At 62.3% G+C, this 25649-nt stretch carries 24 protein-coding genes; 17 read left to right on the top strand and 7 right to left on the bottom strand.

Annotation, left to right across the window (positions count from 1 at the left end; all coding sequences use genetic code 11):
• The first annotated feature begins 4 nt into the window (after window positions 1–4).
• The 8 genes from folP to HMPREF2743_RS06680 are packed head-to-tail and all read left to right on the top strand — an operon-like array spanning window position 5 to window position 5920.
• The gene (folP, locus tag HMPREF2743_RS06715) at window positions 5–934 is read left to right on the top strand and encodes a dihydropteroate synthase (RefSeq protein ID WP_070524622.1); all 930 of its coding nucleotides are present in this window, start codon (window positions 5–7) and stop codon (window positions 932–934) included.
• Between the two features lie 4 nt (window positions 935–938).
• Window positions 939–1310, top strand: coding sequence for a dihydroneopterin aldolase (gene folB / locus HMPREF2743_RS06710; RefSeq protein WP_070524621.1), 372 nt, complete (start codon window positions 939–941; stop codon window positions 1308–1310).
• Window positions 1310–1783: a 2-amino-4-hydroxy-6-hydroxymethyldihydropteridine diphosphokinase gene (gene folK, locus HMPREF2743_RS06705; RefSeq protein WP_070524619.1), complete on the top strand. Its 474-nt coding sequence runs from the start codon at window positions 1310–1312 to the stop codon at window positions 1781–1783. Before folB ends, folK begins: the two co-directional genes overlap by 1 nt.
• A complete protein-coding gene (locus HMPREF2743_RS06700; protein ID WP_070524617.1) occupies window positions 1783–2256 on the top strand; it encodes a DUF3180 domain-containing protein in 474 nt (157 codons plus the stop codon). Before folK ends, HMPREF2743_RS06700 begins: the two co-directional genes overlap by 1 nt.
• A 5-nt stretch (window positions 2257–2261) precedes the next feature.
• On the top strand, window positions 2262–3500 hold the full coding sequence (locus HMPREF2743_RS13010; RefSeq protein ID WP_070818450.1) for a DUF6779 domain-containing protein: 1239 nt from the start codon (window positions 2262–2264) through the stop codon (window positions 3498–3500).
• Window positions 3501–4178, top strand: coding sequence for a Rossmann-fold NAD(P)-binding domain-containing protein (locus tag HMPREF2743_RS06690; protein WP_083298930.1), 678 nt, complete (start codon window positions 3501–3503; stop codon window positions 4176–4178).
• Complete coding sequence (locus HMPREF2743_RS06685) at window positions 4160–4933, top strand: pantoate--beta-alanine ligase (protein WP_371326361.1); 774 nt, start codon at window positions 4160–4162, stop codon at window positions 4931–4933. The genes HMPREF2743_RS06690 and HMPREF2743_RS06685 overlap by 19 nt, the downstream gene beginning before the upstream one ends.
• Window positions 4934–4972: 39 nt before the next feature.
• Window positions 4973–5920, top strand: a complete 948-nt coding sequence (locus HMPREF2743_RS06680) for a 2-dehydropantoate 2-reductase (protein WP_070818431.1) — start codon at window positions 4973–4975, stop codon at window positions 5918–5920.
• A gap of 27 nt (window positions 5921–5947) precedes the next feature.
• On the opposite strand, the gene HMPREF2743_RS06675 is transcribed toward HMPREF2743_RS06680, so the two are convergent.
• On the bottom strand, window positions 5948–8047 hold the full coding sequence (locus tag HMPREF2743_RS06675) for a PhoX family protein (RefSeq protein ID WP_070818430.1): 2100 nt from the start codon (window positions 8045–8047) through the stop codon (window positions 5948–5950).
• A gap of 170 nt (window positions 8048–8217) precedes the next feature.
• Between HMPREF2743_RS06675 and lysS the strand changes: the two genes are divergently transcribed.
• The 4 genes from lysS to HMPREF2743_RS06655 all read left to right on the top strand — a co-directional run bounded on the left by lysS (window position 8218) and on the right by HMPREF2743_RS06655 (window position 13455).
• Window positions 8218–9792 carry a lysine--tRNA ligase gene (lysS, locus tag HMPREF2743_RS06670; RefSeq protein ID WP_070818429.1) on the top strand — a complete coding sequence of 525 codons (1575 nt, stop codon included), beginning with the start codon at window positions 8218–8220 and terminating at the stop codon, window positions 9790–9792.
• 156 nt (window positions 9793–9948) lie between these two features.
• The gene (locus HMPREF2743_RS06665) at window positions 9949–10905 is read left to right on the top strand and encodes a hypothetical protein (RefSeq protein ID WP_070524610.1); all 957 of its coding nucleotides are present in this window, start codon (window positions 9949–9951) and stop codon (window positions 10903–10905) included.
• Window positions 10906–10939: 34 nt separating this feature from the next.
• Window positions 10940–11884 (top strand): hypothetical protein, encoded by a 945-nt coding sequence (locus HMPREF2743_RS06660; protein WP_070524706.1) that lies wholly within the window; start codon window positions 10940–10942, stop codon window positions 11882–11884.
• A 170-nt stretch (window positions 11885–12054) separates the two neighbouring features.
• Window positions 12055–13455 (top strand): MDR family MFS transporter, encoded by a 1401-nt coding sequence (locus HMPREF2743_RS06655; protein ID WP_070744600.1) that lies wholly within the window; start codon window positions 12055–12057, stop codon window positions 13453–13455.
• Window positions 13456–13490: 35 nt separating this feature from the next.
• Here the strand turns inward: HMPREF2743_RS06655 and HMPREF2743_RS06650 are convergent, their stop codons facing one another.
• Entirely contained in the window at window positions 13491–14756 is a 1266-nt protein-coding gene (locus tag HMPREF2743_RS06650; protein WP_070744598.1) for a serine/threonine protein kinase, read from the bottom strand.
• Between the two features lie 256 nt (window positions 14757–15012).
• Between HMPREF2743_RS06650 and HMPREF2743_RS06645 the strand changes: the two genes are divergently transcribed.
• A complete protein-coding gene (locus HMPREF2743_RS06645; protein ID WP_070818428.1) occupies window positions 15013–17796 on the top strand; it encodes an ATP-dependent Clp protease ATP-binding subunit in 2784 nt (927 codons plus the stop codon).
• A gap of 154 nt (window positions 17797–17950) precedes the next feature.
• Here the strand turns inward: HMPREF2743_RS06645 and HMPREF2743_RS06640 are convergent, their stop codons facing one another.
• The 3 genes from HMPREF2743_RS06640 to HMPREF2743_RS06630 all read right to left on the bottom strand — a co-directional run bounded on the left by HMPREF2743_RS06640 (window position 17951) and on the right by HMPREF2743_RS06630 (window position 20337).
• Window positions 17951–18841: a cation diffusion facilitator family transporter gene (locus tag HMPREF2743_RS06640; RefSeq protein WP_070524604.1), complete on the bottom strand. Its 891-nt coding sequence runs from the start codon at window positions 18839–18841 to the stop codon at window positions 17951–17953.
• Window positions 18842–18916: 75 nt separating this feature from the next.
• Window positions 18917–19777, bottom strand: coding sequence for a hypothetical protein (locus tag HMPREF2743_RS06635; protein WP_070524601.1), 861 nt, complete (start codon window positions 19775–19777; stop codon window positions 18917–18919).
• The gene (locus HMPREF2743_RS06630) at window positions 19777–20337 is read right to left on the bottom strand and encodes a hypothetical protein (protein WP_070524599.1); all 561 of its coding nucleotides are present in this window, start codon (window positions 20335–20337) and stop codon (window positions 19777–19779) included. Before HMPREF2743_RS06630 ends, HMPREF2743_RS06635 begins: the two co-directional genes overlap by 1 nt.
• A 133-nt stretch (window positions 20338–20470) precedes the next feature.
• Between HMPREF2743_RS06630 and HMPREF2743_RS06625 the strand changes: the two genes are divergently transcribed.
• Window positions 20471–21304 carry a DUF1266 domain-containing protein gene (locus HMPREF2743_RS06625; RefSeq protein ID WP_070524597.1) on the top strand — a complete coding sequence of 278 codons (834 nt, stop codon included), beginning with the start codon at window positions 20471–20473 and terminating at the stop codon, window positions 21302–21304.
• Between the two features lie 18 nt (window positions 21305–21322).
• Here the strand turns inward: HMPREF2743_RS06625 and HMPREF2743_RS06620 are convergent, their stop codons facing one another.
• A complete protein-coding gene (locus HMPREF2743_RS06620) occupies window positions 21323–22549 on the bottom strand; it encodes a lipase family protein (RefSeq protein ID WP_070744594.1) in 1227 nt (408 codons plus the stop codon).
• 62 nt (window positions 22550–22611) lie between these two features.
• Between HMPREF2743_RS06620 and HMPREF2743_RS12440 the strand changes: the two genes are divergently transcribed.
• Together HMPREF2743_RS12440 and HMPREF2743_RS06615 are read left to right on the top strand one after the other, a co-directional pair.
• A complete protein-coding gene (locus tag HMPREF2743_RS12440) occupies window positions 22612–22782 on the top strand; it encodes a DUF4236 domain-containing protein (RefSeq protein ID WP_010188861.1) in 171 nt (56 codons plus the stop codon).
• The gene (locus HMPREF2743_RS06615) at window positions 22782–24098 is read left to right on the top strand and encodes a threonine/serine exporter family protein (protein ID WP_070818427.1); all 1317 of its coding nucleotides are present in this window, start codon (window positions 22782–22784) and stop codon (window positions 24096–24098) included. The genes HMPREF2743_RS12440 and HMPREF2743_RS06615 overlap by 1 nt, the downstream gene beginning before the upstream one ends.
• On the opposite strand, the gene HMPREF2743_RS06610 is transcribed toward HMPREF2743_RS06615, so the two are convergent.
• A complete protein-coding gene (locus HMPREF2743_RS06610) occupies window positions 24064–24924 on the bottom strand; it encodes an HhH-GPD family protein (RefSeq protein WP_070818426.1) in 861 nt (286 codons plus the stop codon). The genes HMPREF2743_RS06615 and HMPREF2743_RS06610 overlap by 35 nt on opposite strands.
• A 41-nt stretch (window positions 24925–24965) precedes the next feature.
• Here HMPREF2743_RS06610 and HMPREF2743_RS06605 point away from each other — a divergent pair, with 41 nt between their 5' ends.
• Window positions 24966–25589, top strand: a complete 624-nt coding sequence (locus HMPREF2743_RS06605; protein ID WP_070818425.1) for a carbonic anhydrase — start codon at window positions 24966–24968, stop codon at window positions 25587–25589.
• The last annotated feature ends 60 nt before the right edge of the window (window positions 25590–25649 follow it).

Raw genomic sequence — 25649 nt, 5'->3', positions numbered from 1 at the left:
TTCCATGGCAGTCAGCAACCTCACCGTCCCCGGCCGCACGCTGGTCATGGGCATCGTCAACGTCACGGAAGATTCCTTCTCTGACGGCGGACGCTGGATTAATGTCGACGACGCCATCGCGCACGCCCGGCATTTGGTGGCCTCCGGCGCGGACATGATCGATGTGGGCGGCGAGTCCACCCGCCCGGGTGCGGTGCGTGTTGCGGCCGAGGAGGAGGAGCGTCGCGTCGTGCCCGTCATCAAGGCGCTGCACGAGGAGGGGATCAAGACCTCGGTGGACACGATGCGGGCCTCGGTTGCCACAGCGGCCGCCGAAGCCGGTGTCGACATGATCAACGACGTCTCTGGTGGTGCCGCCGACCCGGACATGTACCGCACGATGGCGGCTACCGGCCTGCCGGTGTGCCTCATGCACTGGCGCACCGTCCAGTTCGGCAGCGCGGCCGGAGTGGCCGACCACGGCGGGGACGTCGTGCGCGATGTCCACGAATCCTTGGCGAAGCTTGCCGATAACGCCCTGCAAGCCGGTGTTAGCCACGACAATATCGTCGTGGATCCGGGCCTGGGTTTTGCCAAGTCCCCGCAGGATAACTGGGCTTTGCTCAAGGCCTTGCCGGAGTTCCTGCAGGGCGAGTTTCCGCTGCTCGTGGGCGCTTCCCGCAAGCGCTTCCTCGCCGCCATCCGGGAGGATCGGGGTGCCGAGTCCAGCCCGCTGCTCGCGGATCCGGCCACCGCGGCCGTGACCGCCATCTCCGCACAGATGGGAGCGTGGGGCGTGCGCGTGCACGAGGTCGATGTCTCGCGCGATGCCGTGGATGTCGCCGCCGCCTGGAATGCGGGCGCGGCCTACACCGGTGGCGCGCATGCCTCCGGTAGCTACGCCAACGGCGCCGATGGAGGAACCGTGGTCTCGACTTCGCTGGGGAGGGCTTAAGCCCATGGCAGATCGCATCGAGCTCACCGGCCTGGAATGCTTTGGCTACCACGGCGTTTTCGAGGAAGAGAAGAAAACCGGCCAGCCCTTCATCGTGGACGTCACATGTTGGTTGGACACCGCGGGCATTGAGGATGACCTGTCCCGCACGGTGAATTACGCCGAGCTTGCTGACGTCGCCGCAGACATCGTCGAGGGCCCCTCCCGGGACCTCATCGAGACGGTGGCTGAGGAGGTCGCTGAGACCGCGATGCAGCGTTTTGAGATCCTCCACGCCATCGAGGTGACCATCCACAAGCCGAAGGCACCCATCCCGCGTACCTTTGCCGACGTCGCGGTCGTAGCGCGCCGCTCCCGGAAGCGGATGGCAGGCTAATGCGCGCTGTCTTGTCCATCGGCTCCAACATGGAGGACCGCCGTGCGCTGCTGCAGACCGTCTTTGATGAGTTTGCTGAGGAGACCGTCGCTGCCTCCCCGGTTTATGCCACCCCGCCGTGGGGCGTGACCGATCAAGATGAATTCCTCAACGCGGTGCTCATCGTGGACGTGGATTGCACCCCGCTGGAACTTCTTCGCCGTGGCCAGAAGCTGGAGGAGGCCGCCGAGCGCGTCCGCGTGCGGCACTGGGGTCCGCGCACCTTGGACGTGGACATCGTGCAGGTTGACGGCGTGACCTCCGATGATCCTGAGCTGACCCTCCCGCACCCCTATGCGCATGAGCGCGCCTTCGTCCTCGTGCCGTGGTTGGCCGCGGATGAGAACGCACAGCTCAACGGCACCTCGGTGCGCGAGCTCATCGCGGGCCTCGATGAAGACGAGGTCGCTGCGGTGAAGGAACTGGGGGAGTAATGACAAGGACGTCGGTAGGCGCGCTCATCGGCACGGCCCTCTTCGTGGCCGCGGCGGCCGCCATCCTCACCACCCGCTTTTATGGCTCAATGCTGGCCATTCCGGCAACGGTGTCGATTTCTCTCTGGGCCATGGCTGTGGTGTGCGGCCTCCTTACCCTCAAAGTCCGCAACGCCAAAGAGGATGAACACGGCATCGGCCTGGATAATTCGCAGCTGAATCCCATGACCATCGCGCAATTCCTGCTCGTCGGTAAAGCCTCCGCGTGGACGGGTGCGATCGTGGGCGGGGCCTATGCGGGCATGGCGGTCTATGTCGTGCCGCGCGCCGGTGAGCTCGTCGCTGCGTCCGGTGACCTGGCCGGGGTGGTGTCCTCGGCGCTGGGTGGTGCCGCGATGTGTATCGCTGGAGTGGTGCTGGAGCGACACTGCGAGGTGCCACCTCCAACTGATGGTGCACAAGCGGTAAGTTAGTGGGCATGACGAGCCCGCACCACGCCCCTCAGCCACAGCACGAGTCGGCCCCGGATGATCGCCCGACGACCCAGTTTTCTGCGCAGCCGGACTCTCAGCTGCCAACGTCGGCAGAGACTTCAGAGACTTCTGAGTCCGGCTCGAAGACGGACGCCGGTTCCATCGGGCTCATCGTTCTAGTCATCCTCGCGGTTATTGCCAGCCTGGTCATGCTGATTTCGGGTTCGGCGAATGCGCTGAAGATTGCCCTGCTCGCCTCCCTGTGGGCCGCGGTGCTGGGCTTCTTCCTGGTGGTGCGCTACCGCCGCCAGGCACACGAAGCCAAGGAGCTACTGGCAGTAGAGCGCGCCCATGCCGCATCCACGTTGACGGCTTCCGGTGCTTCGAGCGCAGATAACAGCCAGGTTCTGGCGGAGATCCGTTCCGAGTTGGAGGCCATCCGCACCCAGATCGAGGAGATCTCAGGGCGCGAGTGGGTCTACGAGCCGGCCGCCCTGTACGCGGAGGCTCGCCGCATCCAGGAGCTGGAGCGCAAGGCTGGCGGCGCTGGCGTGGATGAGCGCGGCGATGCCCCCAACGTGAACTTCACCCAGAAGTCCGGCGGTGCGCCGTCTGCCGACGCCGTCGCAGGCCGCCTCGGCTCGCAGCCGACCCACCCGGTGAGCAATCCGCTGGATAACCTGCTGGCAGATAATGCCGGTGCCAACACTCAGCAGCCGGCCGCGAAGCCAGCTCAGCAACCCACCCCGAAGCCCGCCGAGCAGCCAGCCGCGAAACCCGCCGGGAAACCCGCAGAACAGCAGGGCACCCGCCCAGCACCATCCCCGTTCGGCGCACCGCAGCCGTCACAGGGCCGTCCTCCGGCGTTCCGCCCCGTGGGCGAGCCGCAGCAGAAGCCACAGGCACGCGCCGAGCAGAAGCCGCCGCATCAGCCCCAACCGCAGCCAAAGGCACAGCCACGTCCCCAGGCTCAGCCGCAGCAGAAGACGCCGGAATTCAAGACCGATAGCTTCCAGGCCGTGCAGTGGAACCAGGGCGCCGCGGGCGGGCAGCACGTCAAGGAGAACCCTGCCCCCGCGCAGCCGCACCACCGCCACCGCAGGCCGGAGGCAGACACCGCACAGCCCAGCACCCGTGGCCGCCGCCGCAGCGATGAGCACCGCGAGGGCGCGGTCTCCGTGGCGGAGCTCATGGCACGCCGCAAGCGTCAGCAGGAACAGCAGAACAAGGGCGACAAGAAGTAGATGAAGGCACCACGCATGCGGGTGGCGGTCTGGGGTAGCTCCCGGGCCGGCCTTAACTTCGCGCGACACCTCGAGTGGGCGGGCCATACCATCGAGAGCCTTGAGGACCCCGCCCAGTTGGACCGCTTCGATGCACTGATTATCGCTGCAACGGCGAGAGAGCTGGAGGCAGCTGTGGGAGACGTCGCCAAGCACGTGCGCCCGAGACAGATCGTCATCCATACCTCGTTGCTGGCCGGTGTGGAAGCACTCGATGACCTGGAAACGCGCGGGTGCGTGACCATTGCCGCAGCGCCCCTGGGTGACTCCTACGCGGTGGGCACTCTCGATGAGGTGGCGGACACCGTCATTAGATTGTTGCTCTCAGAGATTCACCAAACGGCAGAAGCGGTACCAGAAGCCCGCCGTGCCGAACGCGCGGCGCGGTTGTATTACGCGGAGATGCTCGGTGAACTCAGCGCGTGGGCGGCGCTTAAGGCGGGGATTATCGACGATTTTATGGGCAGCACCTTTGACCTCGACGCCGGGGACATCATCGATGCTTATCCCGCCGCCGTAGAACTGGGCATGGCGCGCAACTACCGCGACGTCGCCCGCATGGTGGGTGAGAAGAAGAATATGGAAGAACTGGAACTGTGGGCAGTAAGAAAGGAAGCGCCGTGGCAGAACAACTCCTAGTGGAGGATATCGAGCGCATCCGCATGGTCGGCAGCGCCTACCGCAAGACGGGCAAGCGTGTGGTACTCGTACCGCTGGGCCGCGATATTCACGCCGGGCACCTTGCCCTGGTACAGGCGGCCCAACGCGTGCGCGGCGGCGTGGTCGTCGTGGCGGTAGAACCGGAGACGGACACCTCTGCACTCGGCGGCGTTGACGTAGTGTGGCGCTATGGCGAGCAGAGCCAGCGCACGCGGGTCCTCGCACCCGATCACGGCATGGAGGACGTGAGCGCGGAGCTGACCCGCATTGTGGCGCTGACCTGTGCGCTGGGGCCCAGCGATGTGCTCATGGGGGAGAAGGATTACGAGCTGCTCGTGGCCACCCAGCAGGCCTTTACTGACCTTCACATCGGGGCGCGTGTGCAGGGAGTTCCTTCGGTGCGCATGCCGGACGGAGTGGTGATGAGCCTGCGCAATGCTGACGTCGCACCCGAAACCCGCGAGCAGGCCAGCGCGCTGTCGGCGGCACTCACCGCCGGTGCGTACGCGGCGGAGTCCGGGGCCGAGGAAGTCGTCCGCGTGGCACGTGAAGTGTTGGCCGCCGCGGGCGTGGAGCCGGAGTACGTGGAACTGCGCGGACGCGACCTGGGTGAGGCCCCCGCAGAGGGCGATGCCCGCCTCTTAATCGCAGCCACCGTGGGTGGGGTGCGGCTCATCGATAACGCGGGCGTGCCGTTGGGAATTGGGTTCCGAAACTTAGAACAGCGCGGATAAAAGTCTGTGGCGCAGGTCTCCACCAGTTAGGTTGGAGACATGAAGATTGGAATTCTGGGAGCCGGCGCCATCGGCGGATACTTTGGCGGAAAACTGAAAGCAACGGGCCACGACGTCGCCTTCGTGGCCCGTGGTGAGACCTTGCGGGTGCTGGGGGAGACGGGCGTGACGCTGATCGACGCCCACGCGGAACCCACCACCACCGAGGACATTAAGGTCCCAGCTGCCCAAACCTTTGCCGAGGTCAAAGAACTCTTGGGCGGGCTGGACGTGGCGATTATCGCGTCGAAGGCGCTGCCGGGCAACGAGACTTTTGGCAGCGTGGAGGACCGCGAGGCCCTGCAGGGAATCCCGGTGGTGACCACGCACAACTCGGTCGAGATTCCGTACGTGGCGGCCGAGGAATTCGGGGAGGAAAACATCCTTGCCGGTGTCGCTCGCGTCTATGCCACGCGCCTGGGCCCGGCACGGATCAAGCGCAATCCGGGGCCCTTGGCTTTGGCCTTTGGTCCGCTGAGTGCCAACGCCCCGGAGTCACTGCGGCGTACGGGCGAGGAGCTGGCGGCCGCGCTGAAGGAGGCGGGTGCCTCCAGCAAGTTCCACGACGCCGCGCTTGTCGACGTCTGGTCGAAAGCCATGTTCGTCACCCCGACAGGCACTCTGGGCGCCTTGGTGGATAAACCGATTGGGTACCTCTGCCAGGAAATCCCCGGCCAGCTCGAGGCCTTCATGCGGGAAGTCGAGGCTGTCGGGTGCGCACTCGGCGTGAAGCTGCCGGAGAACGTGGTGGAACAGACCATGGAGTTTGCCCGCCAGCAGCACCCGGACAGTACGTCCTCGATGCAGCGCGATATCAAGGAAGGGCTGCCCAACGAATTAGACGCCCAGGTCGGAGCGATCCGACGCATGGGCGTCAAAGCTGGCGTTGCAACCCCGTTGTGGGACTTTGCACAGGAGGTGCTGGAGGCGCAGCTGCGCACCGCCTAGGAGTGCGCACTACGCAACGTCGGTGCCTTATTCGGTACCGATCTTGCCGCCCTTCTTCCACACCACAACAACGGCCGGGCGCGGGGTGGACTTCCCGCCGTCAGGCCAGTGGGAGGTGGCGTTCTCAAAGGTGGCGTCGTCAGCCTCGCCCGGGTGCTGAACGTTGACCATGACGCGGTCATCGTCGACGATCGGGCCACAGGTCTCCGCGCCAGCCGGGACGGTGAGGAAGCACTTGAGCTCGCCGCGGGTCTCGCCCTCGGTGGTCACGGCATAGAGGCCGTCGTTAGAATCCAGCGCGTTGCCGTCTGTGGAGATCCACAGGTTGCCGTGGTTGTCGAAGGCCAGGTTATCCGGGCAGGAAATCGGGGAGACCTTCTCCTTATCGAAGCCACCGAAGTAGGTGCTGGCCTCACGCGGGTCACCACAGACCAGGAAGAGGTTCCAGGTGAACTTCTCGCCGGCGTGGTCATCCTCGAGTTCCATGACCAGGCCGTTCTTGTTCTCCTTGACCGGAGCCCATTCCTTGGCGTCTTCCTTGTTCTTCTTGGCGTTCTCGCCGGTGGCGCCGCGGTACTTGTTGTTGGTCAGCGCGATGTAGACCTTCTCGGTCTCCGGGTGAACCTCGACGTCCTCAGGGCGGTCCATCTTGGTGGCGCCCACCTTGTCGGCGGCCTCACGGGTAAAGACGGCGACCTCTTCGGCGGACATGCCGTCCACGTGGGACTCGAACTTGTTGTTGTCGGTATCGGAGGTCAGCAGCTTGACCCACTCGCCGCTGCCGTCGAAGGCACCGTCTTCCGGCAGGACGCCGGAGCCGTCGATTTCCTTCTCCGGGGAGTTGCCTTCCATCTTGGCCACGTACAGGGTGCCGTGGTCCAGGATGGTCATGTTGTGCTCCAGGTCGCCCTCCTTGTACTTCTTGGAGGAGACGAACTTGTAGACGTACTCGAAGCGGGAGTCATCGCCGGAGTAGCAGACCACGGTGCCATCCTTGGTGATGTGGATGTTGCCGGCCTCGTGCTTGAAGCGGCCCACTGCGGTGTGCTTAATCGGGGTGGACTTCGGGTCCAGCGGGTTGATCTCCACGAGCCAGCCAAAGCGGTTCGGCTCGTTCGGCTCCTTGGCTACATCGAAGCGGTCATCGTACTTTTCCCACTTACGGTCGGATGGGCCCTCCTCGATGCCGAAGCGCTTGAGGGACTCAGCGGCCTTCTCATCCTTGACATCGCCACCGGCGAAGTACTGGTCGAAGTTCTCTTCGCCGGAGAGCATGGTGTTCCACGGGGTCACGCCACCGGAGCAGTTGTTGAGGGTACCCAGGACCTTCTCACCCTTCGGGTCAGCGGAGGTCTTCACCAGGTCGGTGCCCTTAGCTGGGCCAACCAGGGTGAACGGGGTGGTAGCGGTGATGCGGCGGTTGAGCGGGCCGAATTCGCGCTTGAGCTCGCCGGAGCCCTTCACCTTGGAGACCTCGAGGATGGTGTGACCGTGGCCAGCCCAGCCGATCTTCACCTGCTCCTCGGTGGGGTTCTCCGGATCGTAATCCGGGAACATCATCGGCTCGGTGGTGTACTCGTGCGAGCACATGTAGATCATGCGGTTCTTGTCATCAGGGTGCTCGATGAGGCCGGCGAAGTCATTGTTGAAGCCGAACTGCTTCTCCGCATCCGCGGCGGTCTGGTTGTTGACGTCGAATTCCGGAGCGCCCTCGATGACCGGGTCACCCCAGGCGATAAGTACGGACTGCTCGTAGCCCTTCGGGATGACTACCTCATCTTTGGTATTGGCCTCTACGGCTTCAAAGTGCATGCCCTCGGCGGAGGTGAGCTCGATGTCAGAGCCCTTCACCTCGCTGGTCTTGGAGGAAGAACCGCTTCCGGCCGCGGAATCCTTCTCGTCCGGTGCGGCACACGCGGCAAGCGCGGAGGAACCACCGACGGCGACCACGGCCAGGCCGCCGGCGCGCAGTGCGGTGCGGCGCGAGAACTGGTCACCAAAGTAAGGGTTATCGGAGGTGTTCTCGCACTCGCCGAAGCAGGCGTTACCGCACTTGTAGGTGCAGGTAAGGGAAGAACGAGAAGAGGTAAACATGTTAGCCAAGAGATTGCGGCCATTGAGTGCCATGAAAGTTATGCTCCAAAATCGAAATCGTTAGTTGCGTAGAGATGTCGCAACGGACCTCATGAGTTAATACGGTTGAGATGACCGCGCGGTTGATACTGTCTAACCGCCAGATGAACACTCTGTGAACCGGGATCGCGCCAGCGTATGGGGATCGACTACCCTAGACAACCGTGAGCGAGAAGAAGAATACTGAAGTTACTGACGTTCCCGAGCAGCTGCGCATCCGCCGCGAGAAGCGCGCTCGACTGTTGGAGTCCGGCACCGATCCTTATCCGGTGACCGTGGACCGCACGATCTCCCTGCGGGATCTCCGACAGCAGTTCCAGGTGGTGGCGGAAGGTGAGGAGCCGGCCGCGGAAGAGGGCGTCACCTACCTCAGCGCTGGTGAGGAGACTGACGTTGAGGTGGCCATCGCCGGCCGTCTCATCTTCATGCGCAATACCGGCAAGCTGTGCTTCGCCACCCTGCAGGATGGCGACGGTACTCAGGTGCAGGCCATGCTGTCCCTTGCAGAGGTTGGGGAGGAGCGCCTAGCCGCGTGGAAGTCCGACGTTGACTTGGGTGATTTCATCTCCGTGCGCGGCCGAGTAATTGCCTCGCGCCGCGGCGAGCTCTCCGTCATGGCAAACGAATGGACCATGGCGGCGAAGTCCTTGCGCCCGCTTCCGGTGTCCTTCGCTGACATGAATGAGGAAACCCGCGTGCGCCAGCGCTACAACGACCTCATCGTGCGCGAGGAAGCCCGCAAGAATGCCATGACCCGCGTCAAGGTCATGCGTGCACTGCGCAACTACCTGGAGGATGAGGGCTTCGTAGAGATCGAAACCCCGATGCTGCAGACTCTCCACGGCGGTGCAGCGGCCCGCCCGTTTGTAACGCACTCCAATGCTTTGGACATTGACCTGTACCTGCGCATCGCGCCGGAGCTCTTCCTTAAGCGTGCCGTTGTCGGCGGCATCGATCGCGTCTTTGAGATCAACCGCAACTTCCGTAACGAGGGCGTTGACCGCTCCCACTCCCCGGAATTCGCCATGCTGGAGACCTACGCCGCGTGGGGTGACTACAACGATTGTGCCCGCACCACCCGCGAGTCCATCCAATCGGTAGCACGTGCGGTCTTCGGCTCCACCACTGTTACTTTGGCGGATGGCACTGAGTATGACTTCGGCGGCGAAGAGTGGCCGGAGATTGAAATGTATCCTTCACTCAACGAGGCACTACAGCGCAAGTTCCCGGGCCAGCCGGAGGTCACCATCGACTCCACCGTCGAGGAGCTCAAGGCGCTTGCTGACGTCATCGGGCTCGACGTCCCGAAGAACGGTGGCTGGGGCCACGGCAAGCTGGTGGAGGAGATTTGGGAGGTGCTCTGCGAGGACCAGCTTGAGGGCCCGATCTTTGTGAAGGACTTCCCGGTTGAGACCTCCCCGCTGACCCGCCAGCACCGCTCCAAGCCGGGGGTGACGGAGAAGTGGGACCTCTACGTGCGCGGCTTCGAATTGGCCACGGGTTACTCGGAGCTGGTCGATCCCGTGATCCAGCGCGAGCGCTTCGAGGACCAGGCCCGCCTGGCCGCCGGCGGTGATGAGGAGGCCATGGTCTTGGACGAGGACTTCCTCGCCGCCATGGAGCAGGGCATGCCGCCGACAGCCGGTACGGGCATGGGTATGGACCGCCTGCTCATGGCCCTGACTGGCCTGGGTATCCGAGAAACCGTTCTCTTCCCCATCGTGAAGCCTGAGCATTAGTCTCCGCGTAAGCTCTACGCACTCAACGCACAAGCCACTGGCCCCGCAGCCGAAGGCTTGTGCGTTGTTGTTTTAGGAGCTGTTTTAAGAGCTTTCAGTTTCGCTGCAGCGCACATCACTCCGCGCGAAGCCTGCCTGCGTGGAACAATACAAAATATGAAAAAACTTTTCTCTCTTCTCACACTGCCGCTGGTGGCGGCCGGTTTGGTGGCTTGCTCCCCGGATGAAGAGACCGAGGACACTCCTCGGTTCGAAGTTGTGGATAGCTCTGGCACAGAGATCGCTTCGGAGGAACCCAGTACTGCGGCAGCGAGCGATTCCACAGATCGTGAGCCGGAGTTTGGCTCTCAATCTTCCGGGCTCAAAGAACGCGATGCCGAAGAGTTCCGCGCCACTGGATTCAGGTATGAGACCACGGTTGCCTGGGGTATAGCCAGCCCAGACGGTAGGGTGCGGTGTTCTCTGTATGAGGGTTCTCAAGCGCCGACGTGCTTAGTTGGTTTTGACAATCCCCCCATTGTGCCCGACCCCGAAAACCCGCAGTGGGAGGCGAACATGGTGATCTTCAAAGATGGCGCAGGCTTCTTCCCCAGTGGCGTAGTGGACCCGGGGGACGTGGTTCCGCCACAGCTGCTGGAGGAGGGCGAGAAAGTCGATATCAACGGCGTGGTTTTTGAAGCCCCTAGCGCAGATGAATTCACCGTTCAGGCCCAAGGGCACCAGTTCACCGTGAAGGACGGCGGCCAGTTTTCGGCGGATACCTATCCGCTGGAGCCGGACTCCAATGGCTATGCGCCTGTAGGTGCCGTCTGTGGAGAGGCCGATACTAATTTTGGCCGCCAGAAGGTCTTTGTGCAGACAGACGGGACGAATTGCACGACTGCGATGGACATCGTGGACAAGTACGTCAACTACGAGTGGGACATAAAAGAAGTGAACACTCGCGGAATCCTGGAGCTTGACGGCTGGAAGTGCTCCCACAAAGAACCGGAATTCGTTGAAACACCCAATCCGTATGCACGTCGGATTCATTGTGAAGATCTATCCGGTACCGGTCGCGTTATTCTTCTTGACGCTGCAAATCCTAAAGATCCGAAGCATTCGGAAAACTAGTGGCACAGCGCTATTTCGTGGAACGATGATTGTTATGAAGAAGCTTCTCTCTATCCTTTCTGCCTCCCTCATGGCCTGCGCCGTGGCTTCGTGTTCTTTCACGAGCGAACCGGCGGGCGATGAGCCACAATTCCAACAGAACTCATCCAGCTCTGCCAGCTCTGAGTCAGCCTCTGATGACACTTCCGAGGCGGCGGCGCCGAGCAGCGACAAGCCTGACAAAGACAAACCCGGCGGATTGAAGGAACGCGATCCGCAAGACTTTATGGCCGGCGGTGATCTGGCGACCATTCCGAACCCCATCCCGGCCGTCAAGAGCCCTGATGGGCGCGTCCTCTGCCTCATTCACGAAGAGGCTGATGCCCCGAACTGCAAGGTCGATTTTGCCGATCCGCCAATTTATCCAGGGCCGGTTATGCAGAGCTGGAGGTCAAATGCGGTGAGCTACCTCGGCGACCGCGGCTTCTTCCCGGTGTGGGCCATTGAGTTCTATACACCGACAGAGGTTGCAACGCTCAACGAGGGTGAGACCGTGAGCTTTGATGGCGGAACCTTTGAAGCACTCAGCGGCAACGAGTTCGTGGTCAAGGCGAACGGGCACCATTTCACCGTCAAGGACGATGGCCAGTACTACTCCGATACTTTCCCCGCGAAGCCAGATGCGAATGGCATGGCCAACACCGGAGCGGTGTGCGGTGAGAGCGGCACACGCGGGGAGGAGACCGGCTTGGTGTACGTGCAGGAAGATGGCACCGACTGCACTGACGCCATGGAGCTGCTGGATGAATACGCCAACCATGATTGGCAGGCCGGCGAGGGCGGAAACCGTGGCCACCTCACCACTGACCTTGGACACTGTTCCTACGGTGCACCGAAACTGTGGGAGGATACCCCTGAAAACCGTCTGCTGGGCTGCAGTCTGGACAGCGGTGGCAGCGTCGTGGTCATCACACCCCGCAACATGGAGACCATGCCCTAAGGCGTATCACGAAGCCATCGCCAGCCGCGGCGGTCTTAAGAAGGCCCGCGGCTTGGCTCATGTGGCATGCCCGGTGACCTTGGGAGTACTCTAAAATCTTCGCGCGCTGACTTTCACAGCTCCAGTGCGAGGTCCACAGAGTTAAGTAGTTGAAAGGTGTGGCTGGCCGCATGTCCGCTGAGATTCCCTCCAAGGTAGTGATCAACCTCAGCATCCTGGTGCTGGGGGCGATGGTCATGATTCTCAACGAGACCTCGCTATCCGTCGCGCTGCCGGCCATCATGGCGGACTATGGCATTCCCGCCACGAGCGCGCAGTGGTTGTTGACGGGATTCATGCTCACCATGGCCGTCGTCATCCCGACAACCGGCTTCCTGTTGGAGCGGCTCACCACACGGCAGATTTTCATCGCCTCCGCAGGACTCTTCCTAGCCGGAACCGTGGTGGCGGCCCTCGCCCCGAGCTTCATCGTTTTACTCTTGGGGCGCGTACTTCAGGCCGGTGGAACCGCGCTGATGATCCCCACTCTCATGACCGTTGCCATGACGTTGGTCCCAGCGCAGCGCCGTGGCACGGTCATGGGCATTATTTCCGTGGTGATTTCCGTCGCCCCGGCACTGGGGCCAACGGTTGGCGGGGCCATTCTCAACCACTTCACCTGGCACGTCATCTTTTGGGCCATGGTGCCGCTCATCGCCCTCATCTTGGTTGCCGGGCTCTGGCGCCTGAGCGATGTTGGTGAGAACCGCGATACCCCACTCGACGGTCTCTCCGTCATTCTTTCCGCATGCGCTTTCGGCGGTCTGATTTATGGATTGTCCTCGATAGAGAAAATGCTGCAGGGCGGCGCTTGGGTGGATATCGCCGTCACCGTGGTGGGCGTTATCGCGCTCGTCGTCTTCATCCGCCGGCAGAGGCGCCTCGCGCTTGAGGACCGCGCCCTGATGGATCTGCGACCTTTTCGCGTACGCAACTTCACTCTCGCGGTGATCATCCTCGTCCTGTCCTTTGGACTCATGCTGGGAATGGTCACGGTCCTGCCCATTTACCTGCAAACTACCCTGGGCGCTACGGCCTTCACCACGGGGCTCGCGGTGATGCCGGGAGGCATCCTTCAAGCTTTCCTTTCCCCGATTGTAGGCCGTCTTTTTGATTCCTATGGCCCGCGCCCCCTGATGATTCCGGGCTCACTGTTCATGGTGGCCAGCCTGTGGCTCATGGCCACCTTGGGAGAGAACTCAGCCGTGTGGATGGTCGTGGGCATGCACGTAGTTTTCTCCCTCGGCATGTGTTTGATGATGACGCCGCTGATGACCACCGCGCTGTCCTCACTTCCGGAGAAGCTCTACTCGCACGGCTCGGCCATCATGAACACCTTCCAGCAACTGGCTGGTGCGATGGGAACTGCTTTCCTCGTTGTCTTCCTCACGCGCGGCACCCAAGCCGGCGCCGCCGCAGGGATGGGGCCGGCCGCAGCGACGGCTCAGGGAACACACTGGGCTTTCCTCTTCGCCGGCGTAGCCGGTACTGCCATTGCGGTGATTGCACCGCTGCTCCGGCGTGCGGACTAACCGTTCGGACTAGCTACGCGGAGTGAGCGCGCGGCTTAGCACAGCGGCATGTTCAGGCGTAGCTCTTCGGCATCCTCGCCCCACACGAGGACGGCGTCAGCAGAGTCCTCGGCGCTCATATAGAACACCGGCTCGGATTCGGAAACATCGTAGCTGTGCACGGTGCACTGCCCGTTGGACAGTTCCTGTGCATCCTGCGCTGGGGCAGCTGCATCGCGCTTGGCGACGTCCCCGTACCGCGCCACGGAGTAGCCCACACCGTCACCAACGCAGGTGATCTTCGCGTCCTGACCATCCTCCGGATCGCGGGATTCGCAGGTAGCGCCGTCAAAACCTTCCCCGCCGGGGCGGGAGCTGATGAGGCCCGGGTGGTCGTCGACAAGCGCCTGCTCCGCCTCAGACCACGCTGAGCGTCCCAAGAAGAACCACAGCAGGCCGCCGATCAGGGCCAAGAGGAGAAGACCCACGCCGAGGCCAGCAAAGACCTTGCTCTTCGATGTCGACCCGCGTTTTCCGGAGGCTTCCGCGGGGGCGGGTGCGGGGACCTGCTGCTGCGGCTGCGTCCCCCAGTCTCCCTGCGGGGTGGCAGCGTGCTGCTGCTCCGGTTGCCACTGCGGCGTACCCGTGTCGGACCTGTTCATACCAGCCGCGTTGGCGCCGGTCATGCTGGCATTGGAGGTCCCCGCGCCAGCATTTCGGAGAGAATCAACGACGGCGGATGCCGAGGTATAAGCGGCTGCTGCGCGGAAGGATGGGTAAGCGGCGGCGAGGAGTTGTGCGAGGCGGTCGATTGCTTCCTTCGCCGTTGCGTTGGGGGCCTCGGAGCCCGTGGCTGGGCCAACTGCCGCGAAGAAGGCATTCGAGCGATTATTGGTCAGGATGATGCGGCGCGGATTGAGCGCGCGGAGAGCGTAGTTGGCGCGGCCTTTCTGGAGCAGGAAATCGGTCGCGTCAGCCAACGGCGCGAAGACAGCGATGGCCTCATCGCGGGAAAGGTGCTGCGCGCCGATGCCGGAGGAGGTGAAATCCGACAACTGCTGGCCCGGCAGGCTGCGGCGCACAAAGAATTCCTGACCGCTGTTCATCGTTCCCGTGCCCACGATGGGGGCGATGGCGCTGTGCTGAAGCTGCCCCACGATGCCGGATTGGCGGAGCACACCGCGGTTTTCCGGGCCATATATCTCCACGAGCATCTCATCATGCGAGGGATCTTCCACGAGGAAGAGCGTGGAGTCCGCTCCTTGGTCCAGGACTGCCTTCTGGCGCAGCTGGTGCTGGGTGGTGAAAAATTCTGGGAGCATAGTCACGATGAGAGGAAATCCTTCGTGGAGGTGTCGATGATGAGATATATAGAATCCTCTTCATTCTAAGGTGGCGAAGCTTCTGTGGCAGGTTAGTGCGAAAAGCTGCCTTATCATGACCTGTTCGCTACCGGCGTACAGTGCCTTTACCTGCAGAAATGTTGGTTTAGGGGAAGGGGGGAAGGGAAATCGTGAATGGAGTGTCCTCCCCGCGCGTTAGAGTGGATGACACATTTAGAGCGAAAGGTAAGAGGTAATGTTCGAGAGGTTTACGGACCGTGCTCGCCGCGTCATCGTTTTGGCGCAGGAGGAAGCACGCATGCTCAACCACAATTACATCGGCACCGAGCACATCCTCCTAGGACTCATCCACGAAGGCGAAGGCGTAGCAGCCAAGGCCTTGGAGTCCATGGGCATCTCACTGGAGGATGTCCGCCGTGAGGTGGAAGAGATTATTGGTCAAGGTTCTCAGCCGCACACCGGCCACATCCCATTTACCCCGCGCGCGAAGAAGGTTCTGGAGCTCTCGCTGCGTGAGGGCCTGCAGATGGGACACAAGTACATCGGCACCGAATTCCTGCTGCTCGGCCTCATCCGCGAGGGCGACGGCGTAGCAGCCCAGGTGCTGACGAAGCTAGGCGCTGACTTGCCGCGTGTTCGCCAGCAGGTTATCCAGCTGCTCTCCGGCTATGAGGGCAACGAGGGAGAGGGCAACCAGTCCCAGGGTGGTGCAGGCCCGGTAGGTGCCGGTGCCGGTGCCGGCGCTGGCCAGGGTGGCCGTGGCGGCCCCGGCAGCTCGGGTGAGCGTTCCAACTCCCTGGTGCTGGACCAGTTCGGCCGCAACCTCACCCAGGCGGCGCGCGATGGCAAGCTGGACCCGGTAGTGGGCCGCGATTCTGAGATCGAGCGCATTATGCAGGTGCTGTCCCGCCGCACGAAGAACAACCCGGTGCTCATCGGTGAGCCCGGCGTGGGTAAGACCGCCGTGGTCGAAGGCCTGGCTCTCGATATCGTTAACGGCAAGGTCCCGGAGACCCTCAAGGATAAGCAGCTCTACTCGCTGGACCTGGGCTCCTTGGTGGCTGGTTCGCGCTACCGCGGTGACTTCGAGGAACGCCTGAAGAAGGTGCTTAAGGAGATTAACCAGCGCGGTGACATCATCCTCTTTATCGATGAGATCCACACTTTGGTTGGCGCGGGTGCCGCTGAGGGCGCTATCGATGCTGCCTCGCTGTTGAAGCCGAAGTTGGCTCGCGGCGAGCTGCAGACCATTGGTGCCACCACCTTGGATGAGTACCGCAAGCACATTGAGAAGGATGCTGCTCTCGAGCGCCGCTTCCAGCCGGTCAAGGTGGAAGAACCTTCCCTCGATGACACCATTCTGATCCTCAAGGGCTTGCGCGATAAGTACGAGGCACACCACCGCGTGTCCTACACGGATGAAGCTCTCAAGGCTGCCGCCTCCCTGTCTGACCGCTACATCAACGACCGCTTCCTGCCGGATAAGGCCGTGGATCTCCTCGATGAGGCCGGTGCCCGCATGCGCATCAAGCGCATGACCGCTCCGGAGGGCCTGCGTGAGGTCGATGACCGCATCGCCGAGGTCCGCAAGGAGAAGGAAGCCGCGATCGACGCCCAGGACTTTGAAAAGGCCGCTGGTTTGCGCGATAAGGAGCGCAAGCTCGGTGAAGAGCGTGCGGAGAAGGAAAAGCAGTGGCGCTCTGGTGACTTGGAGGAGATCGCCGAGGTCGGTGAGGAGCAGATCGCAGAGGTTCTCGCTCACTGGACCGGCATTCCGGTTCTTAAGCTCACCGAGAAGGAGTCCAACCGTCTCCTCAACATGGAGGAGGAGCTGCATAAGCGCATCATCGGCCAGGACGATGCCGTCAAGGCTGTCTCCCGCGCCATCCGCCGCACCCGTGCTGGTCTGAAGGACCCGCGTCGTCCTTCCGGTTCCTTCATCTTCGCCGGCCCGTCCGGTGTGGGTAAGACGGAGCTGTCGAAGTCGCTGGCTAACTTCCTCTTCGGTTCGGATGATGACCTCATCCAGATCGATATGGGTGAGTTCCACGATCGCTTCACCGCCTCCCGCCTCTTCGGTGCCCCTCCGGGATATGTTGGCTACGAGGAAGGCGGCCAGTTGACCGAGAAGGTCCGCCGCAAGCCTTTCTCCGTGGTGCTCTTCGATGAGATTGAGAAGGCCCACAAGGAGATCTACAACACCTTGCTGCAGGTGCTGGAGGATGGCCGCCTGACCGATGGTCAGGGCCGCATCGTGGACTTCAAGAACACGGTGCTCATCTTCACCTCGAACCTGGGTACCCAGGACATCTCGAAGGCCGTGGGCTTGGGCTTCACCGGCTCTTCCGAGAATGATGCGGATGCGCAGTACGAGCGCATGAAGAACAAGGTCAACGATGAGCTGAAGAAGCACTTCCGCCCCGAGTTCCTCAACCGTATCGATGAGATTGTGGTCTTCCACCAGCTCACCCAGGAGCAGATCGTCGAGATGGTGGAGCTGCTCATCGCCCGCGTGGAGAAGCAGCTCTCCGAGCGTGACATGGGCATCGAGCTCACCCAGAAGGCCAAGGATCTGCTGGCTCAGCGTGGCTTCGACCCGGTCTTGGGTGCTCGCCCGCTGCGTCGCACCATTCAGCGCGAGATTGAGGATCAGCTCTCCGAGAAGATCCTCTTCGGTGAAATTGGCGCCGGTGAGATCATCACCGTGGATGTTGAAGGCTGGGACGGCGAGTCCAAGGACAACTCTTCCGCATCCTTTACCTTCACCCCGCGTCCGCGCCCGCTGCCGGAGGATACCTTCGACAAGGAGCTTGAGGAGACCGCCGTGCGTGAGGCCGATGAGGAACTCGCCACCGAGATCGATGCCGAAACTCACGGCCCAGACTCCGATGGCCCCGACACTGTCGCCCCGGACGTCCTCGATGAGTCTGGTAGCGACTCCGCTGAGGAATCCCACAACGATGATGGTGATGACGGCAACCCGCCGCCGGCAGGTGCCGGTGCTGGCCAGCCGCTCTAAGCGCTGACTCGGGCCCTACACTGGGCCCATAAGGAATAGCCCCGAACCGCATGCGAGTGACACTCCGTGCGGTTCGGGGCTTTCTTTGCGCGATCGGGCGCGGCGGAATCTAATCCCTCTTTAACACCATGACCGGTCCAGTATTAGAACTGAATCAGCACACTGTCTCGTGGGATTCGTGCTCCGGGTGCTCGATCTGGATGGTGGAGTGCTCGATGCCGTGTTCGCGCAGGGCGTGCTGGGCGGCATCCAACAGTGGGCCGGTGTCGACGGTGCCGTCGCGCACGATATGCACGGTCGTAAGCACGTTTACTCCGTCCAGGCTCCATAGGTGCAGGTCGTGAATATCGGCAACGCCGTCGACCTGCCGCAGTGCGGGCTCGATCACGCTGGCGTCGAAGCCCGCCGGAACCTGCTCGAGTAGCACGCTCGCCGACAAACGCATGAGCTGCCAGGCACGCGGCAGCACCATCGCCGCGATCACGAGGGAGGCGATCACGTCCGCCGCCACAAACCCCGTGGTCAGCACCACGATGCCCGCCACAATCACGGCGACCGAACCGAGCAAATCCACCAGCACGTGCAAGAACGCGCCCTCCACGTTGATCGAGGATTCGCGGTGCCGGTGGAGCACCCACGCCGATAGCGCATTCGCCACGAGACCGATCACCGCGATGATCAGCATTGCCTCGCCCTGCACCTCGGCCGGGTTCTGCAGGCGGCGCACCGCTTCGACGACAATCCACACCGAGATCGCCAGCACCATCACCGCATTTGCCAGCGCCGCAAGCACCTCCACTCGCCGGTAGCCGTATGTGGCCTGGGCTGATGCTTGTCGACGCCCAATCAACACCGCGATCACCGCAATGATGAGCCCGGCGGCGTCGGAAAGCATATGCATCGCATCCGCCATCAGCGCCATCGAACCCGCCAACCAGCCGCCGATCAACTCCGCGAAGAAGACGGTGCCGGTAATGCTCAGCGCGATTATAAGTGCGCGCAGCGGCGTGCTGGAGTGATCGTGGTCGTGGTGCTCGTGTGCCATGCACTCAGCCTATCACCGCCGGTGCCTATTGACAATTAAATGAAAATGAAAAACGGTGGGCGAATCGATGCGGTTTTACTTGGCCACGCCGAGATCTACCAGTGATTTCTTTGCCACCTCAGGGTCATCACTCTTGATCATGTACTCAACGATGCCCTTATCGTCAGGGAGGATTTCCTGAACAGTGAACATGGCCTCCAATCGCTGGGCCTTGAATGTGGAACCGCGCGTTGATTCTGCGGAAATCTCAGCGGCCTTCAAGACGGGTTTGCCGTCACGAACGGCAGCGGTGGCGGCAGGGTCATCGGTGAAGACTACGTAACCAACCTCAGGTGCTTTCGTAGTATCCACGGAACAGTTGATGCCTTTCGCTTCTGGGGCAGGGGAGTTATCCGCGCCGTAGTAGCTGAACATCACTTCATAATCTGTGCACACTTCCACGAAGTCAGCAATCGGCTCGGGTGCTTGGTCGGCGGGGGTGAGGCCGCTTTGAGCGTCGCCAGCAGAATCGCCACCGGTCGCGCCGTCGGTGTCACCGTTGGAAGCCCCGGAATCGGCAGGTGCTTCAGCGGCGGGCTGCGCAGGAGCGGCCGAATCCTCAGACTTGTCACCAAAGAGAGCGTCTTTAGCTGCGACGTAACCAATCGCTACCACCACGATGACCGCGATTACTAGCGGAAGGAGCAACAGCTGCTTCTTTACACTGAGGCCTTGCTTCGGGCCATCGGTGTGGACACCTGTCGTGCCCGCGGTGGGGTTCGACGTGGAGGCAGTGCCCGATGCATTCTTCGAAGCCGCGCCTGGGTCTAGTAGTGAGCCATGCTTGATGAAATGGCGGTAGCCATTATCCGCAACTGTCTGGCCTTCTTTGATGTGTGACGTGTCTTCCGCCCCGTTAAGGTGATCGGGCGAACCCGGGTATGCAAGTCGGCTCATTATTCAGTCCACCACCGTGAATCAATGTCGGAATACAGGGAGCGCATCGACTCAACACGCGCTTCTACGCTGTCGCGATTGAGACGGTGCTTGTTTTCTTTCCACCGTTTAAAAAGTTCCTCCGAAGACACCGTGCGCGAGGCCTCCGTTCGTGCCTCCCGGCCTGCGGTCAGGGCCCACTGGGCGGCAAACTGCACGCGACGCGCGGCCTTTTCCGTGAACCCGCTCCACACTTTGTATGTGTTGTAGAGCTGAGCCACGACGGCCCAGCCATCCTGGTAGGGCAGAACTGTGACGTTGCCTAGGTTGTCAAGTTCAAGGAACTCAAAATGAGTTGGATCCTTCTTATCGGCGGTCACGAGGATCCTGCGGTTGGTGACAAACGCGGCACCATCCACCCCGCTTGCTTTCGTGGCGGCGGCTTCCAGCACAATTTCGTCGACACCAAGGCCTTCTACAACGGCTGCGGCGGCAGCGTGCACAATCTCGGAATCACCAGCACGTTTAAGTGCAGCACCGAGATCTGGCCGGTCTGTCAATGCAATTTGGGGTCCTGTCATGCACACGAGACTAACAACCCATCAAAAACTGTGACTGGGTGTGCTGAATTATGGCGTAGATCACCCCCCAGCATAGGGGTGATGGATGGGGCACCACGGAACCGCGCCAGAAACCTCGGTACGTTGAGTGGGTATGAGCTCAACGTTCACGCCAGCAAAGTTTGATGATACTTGGATCTACCGCCTTACAAAGTTCCCGTGGCCGGAGCCGGCGCCGAGCAAAGATGAGGTGCGCCGCCACTCTTGGGGAATGGTGTACAAGAGCAATAAGGCGTTTGCGACCCCGCTAGGGGTTGAGGCCATCAACGCAAGGGCGGCCAAGTACTACAAAACATCTCTCGAGCAAAACTGGGGGGTCACTGGTGCACAGGAAGCGTATCAGGTTATTGATGCTCTGCTCGAAGGTGGCCAGCACGTGGAAAATGACCTGGTTTTACCCCTCGCATACGCCGTGAAGGACGTCCCCGAGCGCGAGCTAGATGCGGAAGTGGAGGAAAAGGTCGAGTTCATCAAAGACTTCTTTATTGCCCAAGGCGCGGATCCGCGTCGTGGTGAACATAAGTTCCGCTACCTCGTAAGGATGTTGCGCTCGGAGGGCTTTGCCAAAGCAGCGGCCCCGGCACTGCCCACCACTACGCGCGCATGGGACATAATCCGTGTTCACAACGTTGGTGGCCCGGCAACGGAGCTGGGGTGGATCTCTCCAGAAGAGTTCCTTCAGATTTCGGACAAGGCCGTGGCGACCCTGCAGCGCTACTTCGTGTCGTGGGCTGACGTAGCCGCAAGTTTCTGGTGGGGCCGAATGATCTGGGCGAGTGATGGTGAGCCCGACGTCACCGCTGCGATGAAGGATCAATCGCAACGGCTCACCGAGCTGCTCGCACACAGTGATTCGCCTTGGGTGCGCGTGCCCTTGCACGACATCCAGGCCGAGGAGCCATTCGCATCCCTGGGCGGTTTGCACTAGAGCCTCTGCACTAAGCCCTTAGGAAGCTTGGCAGTTAGAGGGTGCAGGGACATCCTTGAAGCGGTCAATCAGATAATCCACGCCGCGTGGAACCGAGCTGATGATGCCAACGGCGTGGTTAGCCCCAGAGCGGGGGAGAATATCGACGGGGTTCGCGGCCTCAAACTGGACGGTGCCGCCGAGTGAGCAGTAGTTGCCCGCCATCGTGCGGGACTGCTCGTAGGGGATGAGGTCATCGGTGGGGGAGTTCATGACCAACATCGGGGCGTTGAGGGCACGCTGGCCCAGTCGTTGCTCCGCGAGCATCTGGGCGGCGGCTGGCTTGCGTCGGACGAGCTCGCCGAAGGACTCACCCGTCTTGGTCAGCTGGCTGGTATGGGTAAAGCCCCACGTCGCGATCGAATCGCCGATGCAGGCGTGGGCGGCACTGGCGAGGAAGTGCATGCCGCGCGGGTTCATCTCGGTGACGATCTCGTTATAAAAATCAGGGCTGCGCTCCGCATAGCCGTTGATGGCATAGCCCAAAACGTGAACGATGGAGGAGCCATCGACCGCGTTCATAACCTCGAAGAGATCAGCCGGTGGGGCGCCGGCGTAGGTGCCTTTGACGTTGAGCTCAGGAGCATAGGTTGCCGCGTACTCGGCTGCGGCCGCGGCGGCGCCGCCACCCTGGGAATAGCCGGCGAAGCCAACGGGGGCATCGGCCGGCGCGTTGACGTGGCGGAGGGTGGCGCGGGCGGCGTCGAGAACCGCGTGCGCTTCCTCAACGTGGTTGACGTAGGTGTGGTGACCTGGCGTGCCGAGACCAACCAGGTCCGTCGTGACCACGCGCACGCCCTGTTGCGCGGCGTATTGATAGAGCGCGTACTCGTAGTTCATATTGAGGGTGACCTGGTTGGCCGGACCCAGAGCGAGGTTGCCCACCGATTGTGCGGCATTAGACGGTGCACACTGATCACCCGCGCCGCGGGTACCGGGTGCGAAGACGATGGTGGGGCGCTCACCTGGGCCGTTCCACGCAGCGGAAGGCTCGTAAATGACACCCGTGACGGTGGTGAGGCGGCCGTCCATGAGGGTGGATTCGTAGGAAATCTTCTCGGCTTTGACTCCGGAGATGGCAGCCACGTGATCGATCGGATGCGAGGAGACCGGCGTGCCGGGCGCCGCCGATGCCACTGCGGGTGCCAGTGCGGTAGCCGCGAGTGCGAGGGCGGCTAGGAGGGCGCGGGGAGAGATCAGTTTCATGTCGTTAGACTAATCCTTCTTTCGCTGGGGTGCAGCGACTTCGCTGCGCTAAGCTAGCGCGCATGGGAATCTATTTTCGTAAGCGCAAGAAGACCGGAAAGAACAGCTGGATCAACGTTTCCGGCTCCGGTGCGTCGATGTCGACGAAGGTCGGCCCCGTGACCTTTAACTCCCGCGGCGGCATGTGGGTCAACCTGCCCGGCGGTCTGAACTTCCGGGGACGCTGGCGCTAATGACTTCTCACCCCAACAGCGACTATGTCCGCATGGGGTACGAGGCCGACGTCGTCCTGCGCCTAGGCATGATGCTCATGGGTGCGGGAACGTCCGGCTACCGCGTGCTGCGCGGCATGAAGCGTGCCGCCCGCGCGCTCGGCTTTGATCGGCTCGACGCCAACGTCGGCGTCACCCAGATAACATGCACGTTTCACCGCGGCCGCGAGTTTCGCACCGTGGTGGCCCAGCAGCATTCACCCGCCGTCGACGCCTCCCGCATTGAGGCGCTGGAGGACCTTACCCATCACAGGCTGTACGCGGGCATTACGGCTGAAGAGCTCACGGAGATGCTTGATTCCATCGAGTCGAGGGTGGTCAAGCGGTGGAATCGTTGGTTCTTGGCGGCCGCGGCAGCGATTGCGTGCGCCTCTTTCGCGGTCCTGAACTTTTTTACGCCGCTGGCGATTCTGCTGGTGGCTCTCGCCGCTTTTTGTGGCCAGCTCACCCGCGCGGTCCTACACGGCAAGCACGTTCACCAGCTGGGCTGCATCGTGGCGGCTGGAACGGTGGCTAGCCTCGTGTACTTCTTCACCACCGAGGCCGTAGCCGCCGCCGGAGTGGCGGACCCGTCGGAGTTTTCCTCAGGCTATGTGGCCGCCGTACTTTTCCTCATTCCCGGCTTCCCGCTGTTCTCCGCGCTCATTGACCTCGCGCGCTTCGACTTCGAGGCCGGGCTGTCCCGCCTGACCTACGCGCTGACCGTGATCACCGCTGCGACCTTTACCGTGGCTCTGGTCAGCTGGACCACGGAGCTCACCCCGGAACCGGGAATCCCGGACTATGCGCCCGTGTGGTACCTCGCCGCCGCGGCGGCCAGCTTCCTGGGCATTTCCGGATTCGCGTTCCTCTTTAACTCCTCGCGCCGGATGGTGCTCGTAGCGGCCGCGGTGGGAACGGTGGCCAACCTCGTACGCCTGATCCTTATCGGGGTCGGGGCCACAAGCTACGTCGGCGCGTTCGCCGGCGGTCTCATCGTGGGGCTCTTGGGTGCGGTGGCCTCCAAGCGCGCGCATCTACCGCGCATCACCACGACGGTGCCGGCGTCCGTCATCATGATCCCAGGAACCTCCATGTTCCGCACCGTTTACCACCTTAATGTGGGCAACATGGACCAGGCGTTGAACAACTTCGCCACCGCTTCGATGGCCGTGGCGGCCATTGGCTGCGGGCTCATCCTCGCTCGCCTGCTGACTGACCGCGATTGGACCTTCGGTCACCTCATCGACTTCTCGCACGTGCCTAGTGCGGCAGGTGGAACAAACCCTCGTCGTTGATATCCATCAATCCATCCTCGAGCAGTGAGGCTTGTGCACGCGAGCGCTGCGCCGCATCTGGCCATACCGCGTCGAGCGCGGATTGCTCGACGGGATGAGGGGTGGCGCGGAGGACGTCGAGAAGCAGCCCCCGCACCTGCCGGTCCGTGCCGGTGAACTTTTGCACGCGTTTCTTAGCCCGCGCGGCCTCCTCCTCACTGGGCTCCGGGCAGCCCGCGAGTTGCCAAGCGCACGTGGACTTGATGGGGCAGGCGGCACAGTCCGGGGTCTTGGCCGTGCACACCAAGGCGCCGAGTTCCATGAGTGCGGCGGAAAAGCGCGGGCCGTTCTCTTCCGGAAGCAGGGATTCTACCTGCGCCAGCTCGCGTCTTGCGGGAGGTGGCGCGAGGAAGCGCCCCTCCTCTGCGCGGGCATAGACGCGGCGAACGTTGGTATCCACCACCGGAACGTTGTGGCCAAAATGGAAACAGGCCACAGCACGGGCGGTGTACTCACCGATCCCCGGTAACGCCAAGAGCTTGGCGACGTCCTCCGGAACCTCCCCCTCACCAATCTCCTTCGCGCACTCCCACAAGCGCAGCGCGCGGCGCGGGTAGCCCAGCTTTCCCCAGGCGCGCAGCACATCTGCTTTGGACGCCGACGCGAGGTCGTGCGGGGTGGGCCAGCGCCGCATCCACTCCTCCCACTGTGGGGCCACGCGAGCGACCGGGGTTTGTTGGCTCATAACCTCGCTTAAGAGCACACCCCACGCCGAGGTACCCGGCCGGCGCCACGGCAGGGGGCGCTCATGGGCATCGAACCATTCCACGACAGCTTGGGTATCCATAGGCACCTCAGTGTAGGGCTCTGAGGGCTAAGCTAAGAAACATGCCTCTAGCAAAAGTTCCTCAAAATCCACAGAAGGTGTGGGAAGCCCTCCAGGAAGGTAACCATCGCCTGGTTACGGGCAACCTCATCGCCGTTAACCAGGACGCGAAGCTGCGCGCTGGCCTGACCCAGGGCCAGGATCCGCGCGTCATCGTGTTGGCCTGTTCCGATTCCCGCGCGCCGATCGAGCACGTGTTCAACATTGGTTTCGGCGATGCCTTCGTTATCCGCACCGCGGGCCACATTTTGGACAGCGCGGTGATGGCCTCGCTGGATTACGCCTTAGAAAACCTCCACGCCAACCTGCTCGTTGTCATGGGGCATCAGTCCTGCGGTGCAGTGGGCGCGGCTAAGGCCTTCCTGGATGGTGGCGAATTACCCACGGGCCTGCAGCGCCCGATCATCGAGCAAGTTGCCGCGGCCTCGCTGGTGGCCAAGCGCGATGGCCGCGAAGAGTGCGCTGACTTCGAGCGCGAAAACACCGCGCAGGTGGTTTCCCAGATCATCTCCGATATTCCGGCTGCACGCCGGCTTCTCGACGCCGGCACGCTCGGCATCGTCGGCCTGCGCTACCTCCTTGAGGATTCTAGCGTGGAAACCGTCGTCCTACACGGCGTGAAGTAACCGTTGTACTCACCCGGTTACTCGGGTGAGTGCATAGAAGCTGCTGCTCAAGACACGCGG

It is taken from the genome of Corynebacterium sp. HMSC036D02 (assembly GCF_001836165.1).
Lineage (GTDB): Bacteria > Actinomycetota > Actinomycetes > Mycobacteriales > Mycobacteriaceae > Corynebacterium.
This window is presented reverse-complemented; position numbering and strand designations above follow the sequence as displayed.